General features: G+C 65.1%; 1 protein-coding gene. It reads left to right on the forward strand.

The genetic code is table 11. The annotated features are described in order from the left end of the window. Nucleotides 1–461: GNAT family N-acetyltransferase (locus tag EN984_RS37240; RefSeq protein WP_348630253.1), on the forward strand; the 461-nt coding region annotated here is incomplete at its 5' end. Nucleotides 462–467 lie beyond the last annotated feature (6 nt).

Genomic DNA, 467 nt, shown 5'->3' on the forward strand with positions numbered 1-467 from the left:
AGGGAGACATCCGTCTCGTTGCCGTGACCGAGGCCAACCGTGCCCTGGTCACGGCCCTGGAACTGGCGCCGGAGCAGAGGGATTTCGTCGCCGGCAATGCGGACTCGCTGGAAGAAGCCGAAACCGACGCAGACGCGCGGCCACGCGTCGTCATGGCTGGGACCCGTGTCGTCGGTTTCCTGATGTACGAGGCGCCCGAGGATGACGACGAGGCGCGCATCTACCGCTTCATGATCGACCGCGCTTCTCAAGGCAAAGGTTACGGCAAGGCCGCGCTGCGCGAAGTGCTGGACGAAATCCAGGGGCTCGGCCACATCAGCCACGTCTCGATCTGCTACGAACCGGAGAACGATGCGGCGCGAAACCTCTATCGCAGCGCCGGTTTCGTCGAAGAAGGGCTCGACGAGGACGGCGAAATGATCGCCGATCTCGCTTTGCCGGCACGGACGCCCGAGCCGTGACGCGGC

It is taken from the genome of Mesorhizobium sp. M7A.F.Ca.CA.004.12.1.1 (assembly GCF_003997835.1).
Classification (GTDB): domain Bacteria; phylum Pseudomonadota; class Alphaproteobacteria; order Rhizobiales; family Rhizobiaceae; genus Mesorhizobium.